The following is a 14,269-nucleotide window of genomic DNA, read 5'->3' as shown; positions in this document are numbered from 1 at the left end:
GGGCGGGCCTTTCACAGGGGTGCGGGTGGTCAGAGGGACGTGAGGATGCGACGGCGGAGGCCCGTGGTGGCGGGCGCGTCGTGTGCGTCCCGCTGCCGGGGGTGCGGGACGGCCAGGACCTCGCCGGAGGAGAGCAGGGCGATCCGGTCACCGAGGTGGAGCGCCTCGTCCACGTCGTGGGTGACGAAGACGACGGTCGCGCCCGTGCCGCGCAGGATGTCCACGAGCAGGTCCTGCATGCCGGCGCGGGTGTGCGGGTCGAGGGCGCCGAACGGCTCGTCCATGAGGACCGCGCGAGGCCGCCCGGCCAGGGCGCGGGCCAGCTGGACGCGCTGCCGTTGCCCGCCGGAGAGCTTCCGCGGCAGCTTGCGCGCATGCTCGGCCAGTCCGACGCGCTCCAGCCACTCGTCGGCGACAATCCGTCGCTCCTCCCGTCCCAACCGCCCTATGGCCAGAGGGAGTTCGACGTTGGCACGGGCGCTGCGCCACGGCAGCAGGGCGTTCTCCTGGAAGACCAGCGCCCGGTCGGCGGCGGGCCCGCCGATGGGCTCCCCGTCCTGCGTGACCTGCCCGCCCAACGGAGGCAGCAGCCCGGCGAGGGTGCGAAGGAGCGTCGACTTGCCGCACCCGGACGGGCCGAGCACGGCCACGAGTTCGCCCGGCGCGATCCGGAGGCGCACGGTGCCGGGCAGGGGCTGTCCTTCGCGGTGGCCGAGCCGCACGTCCTCCAGAGCGAGTTCGGCACCCGGTCGGAGCGAAGCAGTACGCGTCGGAGTCATGAGACGGGCTCCTTCTCCAGGGCCGGGGCGGGGGACGAAAGGGCCGGGGGAGCGGCGGCGCGGCGCGCGGCACGGGACGGCGCCCGCTCGGGCGGCCGCGGCAGCCAGGCGGTGGCGCGGCGGCCGAGGAACTCCACCGCCGTGGACGTGAGCCGGCCGAGGGCGCCGATGGTGACCATGCCGACGAAGACGCCGGGGTAGTCGACCACCGTGTAGTCCTGCCACGTGCGGTAGCCGACCCCGTACTCACCGGAGATCATCTCCGCCGAGATCACACAGATCCACGCGACGCCGATGCCCACCGAGAGCCCGCCGAAGATGCCCGGCAACGCGCCGGGCAGCACCACCGAGAACAGCACCCGCAGCCGGCCGCCGCCCATGGTGAGCACGGCCTCCTCCCACACCGGCGTCAGCGCACGCACCGCGTGCCGCGTCGACACAAGGACCGGGAAGAACGCGGCGGTGAACGTGATGAACACGATGCCCTGCTCGTTGCTGGGCAGCAGCAGGATCGCGACCGGGACCAGGGCGATCGCCGGGATCGGCCGCGCCACCTCCATCAGCGGGCCGAGCAGATCGGCGACCCACCGGGACCGCGCGATCGCGGTGCCCGCAGCCACACCGAGCACCGCGGCCAGCAGGAACCCGATCACGATGCGGCGCAGGCTGTAGGCGACGTCCTGCCAGTACGGGGCGGTGCCCAGCCGGTCACCGAAGGCGGACGCCACCTCGCCGACCGTGGGGAACTGCCCGAACCGCAGCCAGAGTTCGACGTCCAGAGAGGTCAGCAGCTGCCAGAGCCCGAGGGCCGCGGCGAGCGACGCCGCCCGGATCAGGCGGCGGCCCGCGCTCATGACGCGAGCCTCACGGCGTCCGCGTAGCCGACGACCCTGGCGCCGGCGTGCCGCTCGATGTACGTCCGCGCGTGGCTCGGGGTGACGAAGGCGCGCAGGTCGGAGCCGTCCGCCACCCACACCGCGCGGTCGGCGAACCACAGAGTGCCGGTCAGCGCGTCGGGTACGTACGCGGCCCGGACCTCAGCTCCCTTCAGCGCCCTGAGGAGCTGCTTCGGACTGTCGAAGGTGCGGGTGGAGTCCTGACCCTTCAGCCACAGCTCGGACTTGGCGGCGCCCGCCCTCGGATACGCCGGTGCGTGCGTGGCTCGCTTCAGCGGCTCAGGGTCGACGAAGGAGTCCACGTCGACGTCGCCCACCAGCTTGGCCGCCCTGAGGATCGGGACGTCCTTCTTCAGCGCGGCGATCAACTCGGGCCGCAGCGCCGGGTCGAAGGTGGCGATGCCGTGGGCGCCGTTGTAGAGGTAGACCGCCTCGGCGGGCAGGCCGGTCTCCTCGGCCACCGACTCGGCGGCCGCGACCGGCCTCTTGCGGAGGTAGTCGGTGGCCCGCCTCTGAGCCTGGAGGAAGTCGTCGAGGACCCCGCCGCGCTCCTCGGCGAACTTCTCCCGGACGGTGACTCCGTGGAACGTCGGCAGATTCAGGTCGGCCCCGTCGTACAGGGCCTTCGCCTTGCCCTCGTACGCCAACTGGCCCGGCCAGGCGACGAACTGGGACAGGGCGTCGACGCTGCCCGCGGTCAGGGCGGACGCGCCCACGCTGGGCTGTTGGTTGAGTTTTCTGATGCCCTTCTCCGGGTCGATCCCGGCCTTCTTCAGGGCTCGTACGAGGGTGCCGTCGGCGGCCGAGCCGACGCTGGTGGACACCTTCCTGCCGCGCAGGTCGGCCAGTGACCTCAGGTGCGAACCGGGCGCGGTGACCACGGTGTTGAGGCCGCCGCGCAGGTTGTAGCCGGTGACGGAGACGAGCCGCGTCGGCTGACCCAGCTGCTTGCCCCGGGCCGCGTTGATCAGCAGGGGGAAGTCGCCCATCGACCCGATGTCGATCTTCCCGGCGGTCATCTGGGCGGTGATGGGGGCGCCGGTCGCGAAGTCCTGCCACTTCACCTTGTAGGTCCTGCCGTCCTTCTTGCCGCGGGCCGCGAGTTCCTCCTCGAAGTAGCCGAGGGAGCGCAGCAGCGTTCCGGCGGTGACGGTGTTGATGGTCTTCGACTGGTATCCGACGGTCACCGTGACGGTCTTGGAGTCCTCGGCCCCGGCGGCGCCACCGCAGGCCGTGACCAGGGGCAGCAGCAGGGCCGGCGGCAGAAGCCGAGCGAGTGTCGCAACGGGTCGATGAAACACGGCAGTCGGGCCTTTCACCGGAGCAGGTAGGGCATGTTGACGGTGACCGCGCCGGTGGGGCACCGGGCCGCGCACGGGCCGCAGTACCAGCACTCGTCGACGTGCATGTACGCCTTGCCGTTGTCCTCGCGGATCGCGAGCGAGTCGAGCGGACACATGTCTACGCAGAGCGTGCAGCCGTCGATACACCGCGACTCGTCGATGGTCACGGGTACGTCGGCGCGCTGCGGGACAACGGGCATGGCTGTCTCCAGGGAGGGTCGTAGAGGGAACGTGGGGTGGGTCAGACGGAGTGGCGGCGAAGGACGCCGCTCATGGTGATGCGGTCGCCGCGGAAGCGGATGAACTCCAGGTCCACGGGCCGCCCGTCGGGCAGATGGGTGAGCCGCTCCAGCATCAGAACGGCGCTCCCGCGCGGCGCCTCGAGGACCGCGGCGGAGTGCGCGTCGGCGTTCACGGCTTCGAGAGTGATCTCGGCATGCCCCAGCGGGCCGCCGGTCAGTGTCTCCAGGAGCCGGAACACGTCCGTGTTCTCCAGATCGCAGCCGAGCAGGTCACCGCCGACATCCATGGGCAGGTACGACAGGTCCAGGGACAGTGGCAGTCCGTCCAGTCGCCGCAGCCGCTCGATACAGAGCACGTCGGTGTGGTCGGGCAGACCGAGCCGGCGCGCCACCGGGCCGGGAGCGCTGACCGGCCCGACGGTGCGGACCTCGTTGGTGACCCGGCCGTGCTCGTGCAGGGTCTCGGCCAGGCCTTGCAGCCGGTCGAGGCCGTGCGGGTACTTCTCGCAGACCACGACGGTGCCGACGCCGGCCTTCCGCTCGACGAGCTGCTCGCCGCGCAACAGGTCGAGGGCCTGCCGGACGGTGTTGCGGCTGGCGCGGTAGTCGGCGGCGATGACGTCCTCCAGAGGGAGGACGCCGCGCGGGAATCCGCCCGACAGGATCTGGTGGCGCAGCAGATCCGCGAGCTGCCGGGCCTGGTCCGCACGCAGCCGCCGACGGCGCGCGGCGGCGACCGGAAGCGAGGCGGGGATACGTTCGGCTGGCATGGCAGGGAACGTACCGGCGCCGCGGCTCCGATGGTGTTGCGGCAGTATTGCGCCACCTGACGGCTCCGGCCGCACCGCTCTGACCTGCCTGAATCGACGGCGGACGACCAAGATCCGCCACTTGACCGCCCACTACGTGGACAGCGGTCGGTCGGCACGGTCGCGGGAGTGCGGGCAGGAGGGCGGGCGGCCGGCTCGCCCCCGGCACGGCGGCGGGCGACGATGGAGGACGGGGCCGGTTCCGGGGGCCAGGTACGGGGAGGTACCCGTGGAGCACGCCCGAACAACCGACGTACTGATCGTGGGCGCCGGCCCGGTCGGGCTGAGCGCCGCCGCGGAGCTGCGGCGGCACGGGGTGCGCTGCCGCCTCGTCGACCGCCTGCCGGCCCGCCTCCCCTACGCCAAAGCGGTCGGTATCCAGCCGCGCACACTCGAGATCTGGGACCGGATGGGCCTGGCCCGCGCCGCGCTGGAGGCCGCCGTCCCGATGCGCGGCCAGCTGATCTACGTCAACGGCCGGGAGCAGGCCCGCATCGACCTCGTCCTGCCGCCCGAAGTGCCCTACGGATTCGCCGCACTGCCGCAGTACGAGACCGAACGCCTCATCGAGGAGTACGTCGGCGACCTCGGCACGTTCATCGAACGCGGTACCGAACTGCTGTCGTTCACCCAGGACGAGGAGGGGGTCACGGCCCTGCTGCGCACCGACTCCGGTGCCGAGGAGGAGTTGCGCCTCCGCTATCTCGTCGGCTGCGACGGAGCGCACAGCACCGTCCGCAAAGGGCTGGGCCTGAGCTTCGAAGGAGGGGCCTTCGACGAGGGCTACATGCTGGCCGACGTCGAGGCCGACTGGGACATGCCGCACGGCTACGGCGTACGGTCCCTGCACCGCGCCGACGACGGTTCCACCGACGACCTGCTGGTCTGCATCCCGCTGCCCGGGAACGGCCGCTACCGCATGTCCACGCTGGTCCCGCCCGAGCTCGGCGAGCAGGGCGCCGACCGCGGGTCCACGCGGGGGGACGGTGTCGCGCACGGCCTGCAGAGCGGTGGCGCTCCCGAGCTGTCCCACATCCAGGCAGTCGTCGACCGCCTCGCCCCTGCGCCGGCCACCCTCTCCCACATGCGCTGGTCGTCCATCTTCCGCATCAGCCACCGCATCGTCGACCGCTACGCCGACGGACGCGTCTTCGTCGCGGGCGACGCCGCCCACATCCATCCGCCCACCGGCGCCCAGGGCATGAACACCGGCATCCAGGACGCGTGCAACCTGGCCTGGAAGCTCGCCCTCGTCATCCGGGGCGAGGCCGGACCCGCCCTGCTCACCAGCTACGACGCGGAGCGCCGCCCGGTCGGCGAGGAGGTCGTCGGCCGGACCGTGCGGCATGCCACGCACGGCATCGAAGCCGACCCCGACGCGCCGCGGACCATCATGCTCCGCGAGGCCCAACTGCTCATCGGCTACCGGGACGGACCGCTCGCCGGGAGCCCGAACGGGTCCGCCGACGCGCCCCAGCCCGGTGACCGCGCCCCGGACTGCACCGGGCTCGCCGAGCCCGTCGCCGCGTACCCGTTGCGCCTGCTCGACATCCTGCGCGGCCGCACGGCACACGTCGTGCTCCTGTACGGGGCCGACGCCGACGGCCTGGCCGGGGCCGCCGGGACGATCCAGGCCGCGGGGGAACCGACCGACGGCACGCTCCCCGGGGCCGGACTGGAGGCTGTCGCCGTCCTCGCCCGCGATGCCGAGCCGGCCGGGCTCGACCCCCTGGCCGTGGCCGGATACCGTGACGCCGCCGGGGAGTTCGCCCGGCTCTACCGCCCCGACGGCCCGACCGGCTTCGTCGTACGCCCCGACGGACACCTGGGCGCCCGCTTCCCCCTCGCCGACACGGCGGCGGCCCTGTCCGACTACCTCACGGCGCTGTCCCCGCCGGCGTGATCACCACCGTCCGTCGCCCGCTCCCGATTGAGTAGCCGTACTCAGGCCACCCGCCTTCCGGGCCGCCACGATGAGGTGACCGAGAAGAAGGAGCGCCCGGATGTCCCTGATCGCAGCTGCTCGTCGCCGGACGGCGAACAATCCGGCCTCGCCGGCGGCCCCGTTCGCGGCCCCGTCGTCGGTGCTGCCCGGTGTCTGCGTCGCCGTCGTGGTCGTGGGGCTCGCCGTCTCCGCTTGGGCACCGCACGACCGGACGACCTGGTTGCTGGAAGTGGTGTGGGTGCTGATCGGACTGCCGCTGGCCGTCCTGGCCCGGCGGCGGTTCCCGCTGTCGGGGCTGTTGTGCTGTCTCCTCGCGGCGCACGCGCTGGTGCTCGCGCTGGGCGGGCACTACACGTATGCCCAGGTGCCGGTGGGCGAGTGGGTGAAGGAAGGACTGGGGCTGTCCCGGAATCCCTATGACCGGTTCGGGCACCTGATGCAGGGCTTCGTACCGGCCATCCTGGTGCGGGAGTTGCTGATTCGGACGTCTCCGCTGCGCGGCAGCCGATGGCTGGCGCCGCTCACGGTCTGCGCGTGCCTGGCGTTCAGCGCGGTCTTCGAGATGTTCGAGTGGGCGGCGGCGGTCATCGGCGGGCACGCGGCGGACGCCTTCCTCGCCACCCAGGGCGATGTGTGGGACACCCAATGGGACATGTTCTGCGCGTTGATCGGCGCCACGGTCTCGCTGCTGGTGCTCAGCAAGTGGCACGACCGGCAGCTGACCCGTCTGGCCGGCTGATGCCGGAGCGCGGCGCCTCGTCAGCGGCGTCAGGGGCTCTGTGCCGTGCGCAACCCCGAGAAGCTGTCGCGCATCGACCGCGGAACCGCCGTGAGCCGCTGACCCAGTACCGAGATCGCCGCGTCGGACAGGCTGCCCGCAGGTCACGCCGGCTCGGAGGCGGGCGGCCGGGTGGGGCCGGGGACTCGGGCGGGGCGGTGGTGTTCGTACTGGTCGGCCTGGAGTCGGTACATCTGCGCGTAGCGGCTGGCGGGTTCGGCGGCGAACAGCTCGGCGTGACTGCCCTCCTCGATCAGCCGGCCCTCGTCCAGGACGAAGATGCGGTCGACGCGGCGCACCGCGGCCATGCGGTGCGTGACCAGGACGATGATGCGGTCCGGTCCCGCGAGGCCGAGGATCTGGTCGAAGGCACGCTGTTCCGCGTCCGGGTCCAGGGCGGACGTCGGCTCGTCCACGACGATCATGCAGGCGTCGCGGAAGTGGGCGCGGGCCAGCCCGATCTTCTGCCACTGCCCGCCGCTCAGGTCGCTGGCGCCGCGGAAGTTCTTGCCCAGCAAGGTGTTCATGCCGTGGGGGAGTCCGGCGATGTCGCGGTCCGCTCCGGCGTACGCGGCAGAGGTGCGCAGGTCTTCGTCGGTGACGTCACGGTCGGGCTGTCCGATGCGGATGTTGGCCGCGGCGGTGAAGGGCCAGCGCTCGAAGGTCTGGGTGAGCAGGCTGACGTGGCCGAAGAGTTGCTGCCGGTCGGCCTCGGCGATGTCCACGTCGTCCCAGTGGATCCGGCCCTCTCCGGGTAAGTGCAGGCCGGACAGCAGGCGCACGAGGGTCGACTTGCCGGAGCCGTTGGGGCCCACCAGTGCGATGACGGTGCCGAGTTCGATGCTGAAGGAGACGTTGTCGACGGCCGGCTCCTCCCGGCCGGGGTAGCGGAAGGAGACGTTGTCGAGGCGGATGGACCGGGGGCGTGTGGGCAGGGCGCGGCCACCTTCGGGGATGGCCAGGTCGTCGGCCTTCTTCAGGAAGTCGGTCAGGTCGTGCACGTACAGCGACTGTTCGTGCAGCTGGCTCATGGTGTTCACGAGCGAACCGATGCTGGCGGAGCCCGCGTTGATGGCCATGATGGCGGTGCCGAGGACGGCGACGCTCATACGGCCGGTCAGGCACAGGCCGATCATCACCGTGAAGGTGAGCGCGTATCCGAGACCGGAGAGAGCGGAAGCGGCCAGTTCGGTGCGGGCCTTGTCCTTGGCCAGGCGTTCCTGTTCGCTCTCGGCCGTGTGCGCCATGATCCGGTAGTGACGCAGCAGGAACGCGCCCACGTGGTGCACGCGCACCTCCAGTGCTGCGGTGACCGACGTGAGCAGATTGGACAGCACCCGGCTGGCCCGAAGGTGTTCGATCCAGGTCATCGTCGAGAAGTAGCGCTGCTGGGCCACGCGCATCACGCCCCAGCCGCGCGGCGCGACGATCAGGAGCAGCATGGGCAGCAGGGCCGGGTTGAGCACGGACAGCACGCCGCCCGCGGCGACCAGGGACAGCACGCTGTTGATCGCCGCGACACTGGCGCCGATCATGTGGCGGGCCTCGTTGGCGCCGTACTGGGCGCGGTCGATCAGCTCCCGGAACGTGCCGTCCTCGATCGCCGACATCTCGACCCGCTGGCACGCCGCCAAGTACTGCTCGGACGCGGCGCGTTCGACCTTCGGCTCCAGGCTCCCCGCCGCCGCGGTGGACCAGGAGGCGAGCAGCGCGTTGGCGGCCAGGACCACGGCGGTCATCACCACGGCCGGCAGCGCGTCGCGCAGGCCGCGCACGTCGGTGCCGGCGGCGACGACGGCGTGCAGGGCCGCGTTCACGGCGAGCAACTTCAGTGCCGCCGCGATGCCTTGGCCCACCTCCGTCACCCCTACGGTGACCAGTGACCGTCGATCCGTGTGCCAGGCCAGTCGCACCGTCTGCAGCACCAGGTGCGGCAGCGACTTCAGCGCACTCCACAGAGTGAGGTCGAGGCGGGCGTACTCGTGCTTGCTCCAGCCCGCGTCGTAGCGCAAGGGACCGCCGAACAACTCCTTCTCACTGGCCGAGACAACGGGAGCACCCGGCTCGGGACGGCGCAACAGCCTCATGCGCTCGCCCCCGTCCCGCTCGACACCCGATGCTGCTCCATGGGACCTCCTACGTCGGCGATCGGACAGATGCTCGGACAACGGGGTCGATCTGTGACTCGTAACGGTGTTGGGAGTGCGATCTGTAGCTCGAAAGTTCGAACGCGGGGAGCGTGGCAAGCGGCCTCCGGCGGTGCGGCCGTCATCTCCTTTTCGAATCACCCGTGCGGGGTTGGTTACCCGTTCGAGGGATGGCGTGTCGCGCGGACGGCAGTTCTGGCCGGATCCGCGTGCGTCGTCGGGTCAGGTTCCCGAAGGCTCCGGCGGGACGAGCGCGATGTTCCGCTTGAGGATCTTGCCGGTCGCCCCCTTGGGCAGCGCGTCGACGAATCTCACGATCCGCGGGTACTTGTAGGCCGCCACCCGCTGTCGCACGTAGTCACGCAGCTCGTCCGTCGTCACGCGGGCGCCGGGCCGCAGAACCACCACGGCGGCCACCTCCTCGCCGCGCGCCGGGTCCGGCACCCCGATCACCGCGGCCTCCGCGACGTCCGGGTGCCGGTACAGGACCTCCTCGATCTCGCGCGGATAGACGTTGTAACCGCCGCGAATGACGAGGTCCTTCTTGCGGTCGACGACGAAGTAGTAGCCGTCTTCGTCGACACGGGCGAGGTCACCGCTGTGGAACCAGCCCTCCTGGAACGCCCGCGCGGTGGCGTCGGGCCTGTTCCAGTACCCCTTCATGACGTTCTCGCCCCGGATCGCCAGCTCGCCCACCTCGCCGGGGCCGGCCACACGGCCGTCTTCCGTGACCAGCCGCAACTCGACCCCCCGCACGGGAAGCCCGATGGAACCCGGCTTGCGGGGCCGGTCCGGCGGGTTGAAGCAGGCCACCGGCGACGTCTCCGACAGGCCGTAGCCCTCCAGCACCGTGACCCCCAGCTCGCGCTCGGCGGCGTGCAGCAGTTCCACGGGGAGCGCGGAGCCGCCCGAGACCCCCAGCCGCAGCCGCGGCAGGGCCGGCCCGACGCCGCTCCGGAGCAGCGCGGTGTACATCGTGGGGACGCCGAGGAAGACGGTCACCTCGTCGCGGCGCAGTATCTCCAGCGCCTCGGCCGCGTCGAAGCGAGGCAGGAGGGTCAGACAGGCGCCCGCCGCGATCGCGGTGTTCAGGGCGCACGTCTGCCCGAAGGCGTGGAACAGCGGGAGCCCGCCGAACAGGACGTCGTCCGGTCCCGCGCACAGCAGCGTCCGGGCCGCCGTCAGCGCGTTGCTCACCAGGTTGCGGTGCGTCAGCTCCGCCCCCTTGGGCGTCCCCGTCGTGCCCGACGTGTAAAGGATCACCGCGGTGTCGTCATCGGCGTTCCCGGCTGCTCCGGTCATCGGCGGGGCCAGGCGCAGCTGAGCGTCGAGGGTCGCCGGGTCCGCGACGAGGTACTCCACGCCGGCCGTCCCCGCCGCCGGAACGGCCTCGTCGGCGCAGGACGGCGAGGCCACCAGGAATCGGGTGGTGCAGTCGTGCAGCACGAACGCGATCTCGTCCGCCTTCAGCAGCGGATTCATCGGGACGACGACGCCGCCCGCGCGCAGGATGCCGTAGTACACGACGGGAAAGTGCAGGACGTTGGGCAGGACCATCGCCACACGGTCGCCCGCCCGCACGCCCCTGGCCCGCAGCAGTGCCGCGAACCGGGCGGTCAGGTCGTCGAGTTCCCCGTACGTGAGGACGTGGTCGCCCTGACGGACAGCGGTCCGGTCAGCGTGGGACCGGGCGGATCGCGCCAGGAGTGCGCAGAGGTCGGACATGTGGCTTCCCTTTCGTCGGGGGGTGCGGGGTGATCACATCGCGCGGCGCGACTCCGCCGCGCCCGCCGGTGCGGGAGTGTTCATCGTCGTGCTCATTGCCCCAGAACTCAGGTGGCAGTGAGCGTGGTTGATGAGGCGTCAGCCACACCTGGAGGAGGTGACACCGGTGTTCGGGCTCGGGTGAGTCCTCGCGCGGTGTGCGGGCGTGCAGGACCGCATGGTTGTTGAGAAGCAGCAGGTCGCCGGGGGTGAGGTCGATGTCGAGGCGCAGATCCGGGCAGGACGCCGTCTCGTCCATGAGGTCGAAGAGCTCCCGCTCGGCCGCACTCAGGCGCGGTACCTCGGGATACCGCTGCGCGGACTCCAGGCGGCCGCGGTCGTAGCGCAGGCTGAGCCTCTCGCCGTCCCGGTGCGCGAGCGGCACCGCCTGCCAGGGGAGTCCGCCCGGGAGCTGTTCCCCACGGCGGTCGAGGAAGTGCGTACGGCTCAGGCCGTCGAGAAGCTCGGGCCTGCCGGCCAGTACGGCATTGTGCACCGCCGCCGAGCTGGCGAGTGCCGTACGCGCCCCGGAGCCGGCCGCGCGCAGGCACAGCAGCGCCAGCGCATCGGCGGCCTCGGTGCGTGGCGACGGCACGGCCCGGACGTCGGGACCGTCTCGCAGATGCCCGAGCATGTGACCGGTCGCGTCCTGCGACACCGGGATCCCGAGGTGTTGTCCGACACCCCACAGGAGGACGGCGGCCTCCTCCTCGCTGTACCGCTCCACCGGGATGCCTCGTACCAGCACGAAGCCCCGGCCGTTCTCCAGCTCGTCGGCCGCCCTCCGCAGCTCGCCCGCCAGGGTCGGCAGGGGGAAGTGGCCGACGGTCACCTTCAGCAGAGGGGTGCCCCGGGCACGCACCGTCCGCACGGCCGCGTCCAGCTCGTCGAGCCGCGCGGGTGACAGGTGCAGCGCCCAGGCCGGGGAGGCCGAGAGATCCCGGCCTCGCCACACGGCCGGACCCGTGCAGGGGCGGCGGGGGAGTTCTGGGGATCGCCCACGCACCACATTCATCCTTTCTCCGCCGGGAAAGTCCATGAGAGGAAAGTGCCAGGACCTGAGTGCAAGAACCCGAATTCACCGACTCTCGCACTGCCTCTTCGTCGCGATACCGACCCCTTTTCAAGGGGCCTGCGCTTTGCCAAGGTGTCTTCCATCGGAATTCCGTGCGGCCTTCGCGGTGGTGCCACGCTAAGTCACGACCTCGCGCCGTCGCTTGACCCCACGGGACAGATGACTTATCAATCTGGGACACAGCCCTGGAGCGCACCGATGAAACCGCTGGTCCGCAACGCAGCCCTGAGCAGCTACATCGAGCTCAGTCAGTCCCTGGACATCGACCCCCGTGCCCTCATGAAGCAGGTGGGCCTCGACCCCGTCGGACTCGCCGTCCAGGACCGCTGGATTCCCGGCGCGGCAGTCGCCGAGCTGCTCGAACTGTCGGCGGCGGCAGCGCGGCGCGAGGACTTCGGCCTGCTCCTCGCTGAGCGGCGCCGCTTCTCCAACCTCGGCCCGATCAGCCTCGTCCTGCGCGAGGAACCGGACACGCGCAGCGCCGTCCAGCTCCTGGTGCGCCAAGAGCGCATGTACAACGAGATGCTGCGCAGCCGGCTCACGGAGGCGAACGGGCTCGCCACCTTGAAGGTGAGCCTCGCGCTCGGCGAGGTGCGTGAGGCCCGGCAATCCGTAGAGCTGGCCGTGGGCGTGCTGCACGGATTTATCCGGGTGTTCCTCGGCGCCCGCTGGCAGCCACTGTCCGTGTGTTTCTCACACGGCGCACCCCATGACACCGCCGCACACCGGCGTTTCTTCGGACCCGTAGTGGAATTCGACCAGGAATTCAACGGCATCGTCTTCTACGCGACCGAACTCGACACCCCCAATACGATGTCGGATCCCCTGCTGCGCGGATACGCCCGGCAGTACTTCGACTCCATCGCGGTCTCCGAGGACACCACCGAGCTCGACCGGGTGCGCGAGCTGATCGAGGTACTGCTGCCGACGGGGCGCTGCTCGATCGAACAGGTCGCCGGCAGCCTCGGCGTCGACCGCCGGACCGTCCACCGGCACCTCGCCACGTCGGGGGAGACGTTCTCCTCGCTCGTCAACGCCACGCGCACGCAGCTCGCCGAGCAGCTCGTGGCGAATCCGAGCCGTTCCCTCACGGAGATCGCCGGGCTCCTGGGTTTCTCCGCGCCCAGCGCCTTCTCCCGCTGGTTCCGGGATCAGTTCGGCAGCAGCGCCCGCGAGTGGCGCGCCCAGCGGTCCGCCTCCGGCCCTGTCCCCAACTGACAAGTCTCCTGTCACCTGGGGTAAAGCGCCGCGTGTAACCCGCTCCTAACGTGGCCGTACCGCAAGGGTCACTTCGGCTCCGTCGATCAAGGCCCTTGCGCCAGCCATGAGTCGGGTCGGTGTGCCCACCAAGGCCTGCCGCCCCCGGCGCGTCCGCGTACCAGGAGATGACGATGCACTTCCTCGATGACTCCCTGCTGCCCGAGAACCAGCAGAAGCTGGTGATCCAGGTCGCTCCCTACGGCCCCGAGTGGCTCCCCGGCGACGCCGACGACCTCCCCCTCACCATGGACGAGCACGTCCAGGCCGCCGTGGACTGCTACAACGCCGGTGCCACCGTCCTGCACATCCACGTGCGTGAACTGGACGGGCACGGCTCCAAGCGCATGTCCAAGTTCAACGAACTCATCGGGCGGCTGCGCGAGGCCGTCCCGGACATGGTCCTGCAGATCGGCGGATCCATCTCGTTCGCCCCCGAGGACGAGGGCTCCGAGGCGAAGTGGCTCAGCTACGACACCCGCCACCTGCTGGCCGAACTCGACCCGCGGCCCGACCAGGTGACGATCGCCATCAACACCAGCCAGATGAACATCGTCGAGATCATGTCCGACGACGACCTCGCCGGGACGTCCATCGCCAAGCCCGACTACTACGCGGCGTACCGGGACATGGTCGTCGAGGCAGGCCCCGACTTCTACCTCGAACACCTCGAGCGGCTGCACGCGAACGGCATCCAGCCGCACTTCCAGCTCGCCACCCTGGCCCAGCTGGAGACCGTCGAGCGTCTCATCCGCAGCGGCGTGTACACCGGCCCTCTGGTCCTCAACTACGTGGCCATCGGCGGCGGGTTCTCCGGACGGCACCCGGCCGACCTGATCGAGTTCGTCCGCCGTGTCCCCGACGGCGCCGTCCTCACCATCGAGTCCTCGATGCGCGCCGTCGCCCCCATGAACGCCATCGGCATCGCCCTCGGCGTCCACGTCCGCGTGGGCAACGAGGACAACCTGTGGGCCCGCAAGGGCGAGCGCATGAGCTCCGTGAAGCAGGTCGAGCAGATGGTCAGCATCGCCGACACCCTCGGCCGCGACATCGCGAACGGCGCGGAGGCCAAGGAGATCTACCACATCGGCGAGTACTACTCCGGTACCGACCAGACCCTGGCCGCGCTCGGCATGGTGCCCAACCGGCGTCCCGGACAGCGCGGCTTCATGCTCGGCGGCACCGCCGGCTGACGTCGGCCCGGTCGCCGCCGAACAAGCTCAGCCGGCCGAAC

12 protein-coding genes are annotated in these 14,269 nt (G+C 71.0%); 4 read left to right on the top strand and 8 right to left on the bottom strand.

Translation table 11 applies throughout. The annotated features are described in order from the left end of the window. Nucleotides 1-29: 29 nt before the first annotated feature. From OHO83_RS05820 to OHO83_RS05800, 5 genes are read right to left on the bottom strand one after another with little or no spacing between them, the layout of a single operon-like run. Nucleotides 30-779, bottom strand: coding sequence for an ABC transporter ATP-binding protein (locus OHO83_RS05820; protein WP_330278852.1), 750 nt, complete (start codon nucleotides 777-779; stop codon nucleotides 30-32). After that, complete coding sequence (locus tag OHO83_RS05815) at nucleotides 776-1,633, bottom strand: ABC transporter permease (protein ID WP_266678187.1); 858 nt, start codon at nucleotides 1,631-1,633, stop codon at nucleotides 776-778. The genes OHO83_RS05820 and OHO83_RS05815 overlap by 4 nt, the downstream gene beginning before the upstream one ends. Next, nucleotides 1,630-2,976 (bottom strand): ABC transporter substrate-binding protein, encoded by a 1,347-nt coding sequence (locus tag OHO83_RS05810; protein WP_330278851.1) that lies wholly within the window; start codon nucleotides 2,974-2,976, stop codon nucleotides 1,630-1,632. Before OHO83_RS05810 ends, OHO83_RS05815 begins: the two co-directional genes overlap by 4 nt. A gap of 14 nt (nucleotides 2,977-2,990) precedes the next feature. Continuing rightward, complete coding sequence (locus OHO83_RS05805) at nucleotides 2,991-3,218, bottom strand: 4Fe-4S dicluster domain-containing protein (protein ID WP_055563275.1); 228 nt, start codon at nucleotides 3,216-3,218, stop codon at nucleotides 2,991-2,993. A 41-nt stretch (nucleotides 3,219-3,259) separates the two neighbouring features. Next, on the bottom strand, nucleotides 3,260-4,030 hold the full coding sequence (locus tag OHO83_RS05800) for a GntR family transcriptional regulator (RefSeq protein WP_330278850.1): 771 nt from the start codon (nucleotides 4,028-4,030) through the stop codon (nucleotides 3,260-3,262). A gap of 268 nt (nucleotides 4,031-4,298) precedes the next feature. Between OHO83_RS05800 and OHO83_RS05795 the strand changes: the two genes are divergently transcribed. Both OHO83_RS05795 and OHO83_RS05790 read left to right on the top strand, forming a co-directional pair. Further along, nucleotides 4,299-5,972 carry an FAD-dependent monooxygenase gene (locus OHO83_RS05795; protein WP_330278849.1) on the top strand — a complete coding sequence of 558 codons (1,674 nt, stop codon included), beginning with the start codon at nucleotides 4,299-4,301 and terminating at the stop codon, nucleotides 5,970-5,972. Between the two features lie 100 nt (nucleotides 5,973-6,072). Then, nucleotides 6,073-6,753 (top strand): DUF2238 domain-containing protein, encoded by a 681-nt coding sequence (locus tag OHO83_RS05790; RefSeq protein ID WP_330278848.1) that lies wholly within the window; start codon nucleotides 6,073-6,075, stop codon nucleotides 6,751-6,753. Between the two features lie 143 nt (nucleotides 6,754-6,896). Here OHO83_RS05790 and OHO83_RS05785 read toward each other — a convergent pair whose 3' ends face one another. The 3 genes from OHO83_RS05785 to OHO83_RS05775 all read right to left on the bottom strand — a co-directional run bounded on the left by OHO83_RS05785 (nucleotide 6,897) and on the right by OHO83_RS05775 (nucleotide 11,709). After that, the gene (locus OHO83_RS05785; protein WP_330278847.1) at nucleotides 6,897-8,879 is read right to left on the bottom strand and encodes an ABC transporter ATP-binding protein; all 1,983 of its coding nucleotides are present in this window, start codon (nucleotides 8,877-8,879) and stop codon (nucleotides 6,897-6,899) included. A 282-nt stretch (nucleotides 8,880-9,161) separates the two neighbouring features. Further along, nucleotides 9,162-10,664, bottom strand: coding sequence for a long-chain-fatty-acid--CoA ligase (locus OHO83_RS05780; protein WP_266678201.1), 1,503 nt, complete (start codon nucleotides 10,662-10,664; stop codon nucleotides 9,162-9,164). Continuing rightward, on the bottom strand, nucleotides 10,615-11,709 hold the full coding sequence (locus OHO83_RS05775; protein WP_329432375.1) for a TauD/TfdA family dioxygenase: 1,095 nt from the start codon (nucleotides 11,707-11,709) through the stop codon (nucleotides 10,615-10,617). Before OHO83_RS05775 ends, OHO83_RS05780 begins: the two co-directional genes overlap by 50 nt. Before the next feature lie 267 nt (nucleotides 11,710-11,976). Here OHO83_RS05775 and OHO83_RS05770 point away from each other — a divergent pair, with 267 nt between their 5' ends. After that, nucleotides 11,977-12,996, top strand: a complete 1,020-nt coding sequence (locus tag OHO83_RS05770; protein WP_330278846.1) for an AraC family transcriptional regulator — start codon at nucleotides 11,977-11,979, stop codon at nucleotides 12,994-12,996. 173 nt (nucleotides 12,997-13,169) lie between these two features. Further along, nucleotides 13,170-14,228: a 3-keto-5-aminohexanoate cleavage protein gene (locus OHO83_RS05765; protein WP_266678205.1), complete on the top strand. Its 1,059-nt coding sequence runs from the start codon at nucleotides 13,170-13,172 to the stop codon at nucleotides 14,226-14,228. The last annotated feature ends 41 nt before the right edge of the window (nucleotides 14,229-14,269 follow it).

Origin of the sequence: Streptomyces sp. NBC_00569 (assembly GCF_036345255.1) — a bacterium.
Lineage (GTDB): Bacteria > Actinomycetota > Actinomycetes > Streptomycetales > Streptomycetaceae > Streptomyces.
This window is presented reverse-complemented; position numbering and strand designations above follow the sequence as displayed.

Bases quoted from the DNA above. Each gene is read 5' to 3' on its own strand.
- OHO83_RS05820 (WP_330278852.1), bottom strand. From the start codon at position 779: ATGACTCCGACGCGTACTGCTTCGCTCCGACCGGGTGCCGAACTCGCT.
- OHO83_RS05815 (WP_266678187.1), bottom strand. From the start codon at position 1,633: ATGAGCGCGGGCCGCCGCCTGATCCGGGCGGCGTCGCTCGCCGCGGCC.
- OHO83_RS05805 (WP_055563275.1), bottom strand. From the start codon at position 3,218: ATGCCCGTTGTCCCGCAGCGCGCCGACGTACCCGTGACCATCGACGAG.
- OHO83_RS05800 (WP_330278850.1), bottom strand. From the start codon at position 4,030: ATGCCAGCCGAACGTATCCCCGCCTCGCTTCCGGTCGCCGCCGCGCGC.
- OHO83_RS05790 (WP_330278848.1), top strand. From the start codon at position 6,073: ATGTCCCTGATCGCAGCTGCTCGTCGCCGGACGGCGAACAATCCGGCC.
- OHO83_RS05785 (WP_330278847.1), bottom strand. From the start codon at position 8,879: ATGAGGCTGTTGCGCCGTCCCGAGCCGGGTGCTCCCGTTGTCTCGGCC.
- OHO83_RS05780 (WP_266678201.1), bottom strand. From the start codon at position 10,664: ATGTCCGACCTCTGCGCACTCCTGGCGCGATCCGCCCGGTCCCACGCT.
- OHO83_RS05770 (WP_330278846.1), top strand. From the start codon at position 11,977: ATGAAACCGCTGGTCCGCAACGCAGCCCTGAGCAGCTACATCGAGCTC.
- OHO83_RS05765 (WP_266678205.1), top strand. From the start codon at position 13,170: ATGCACTTCCTCGATGACTCCCTGCTGCCCGAGAACCAGCAGAAGCTG.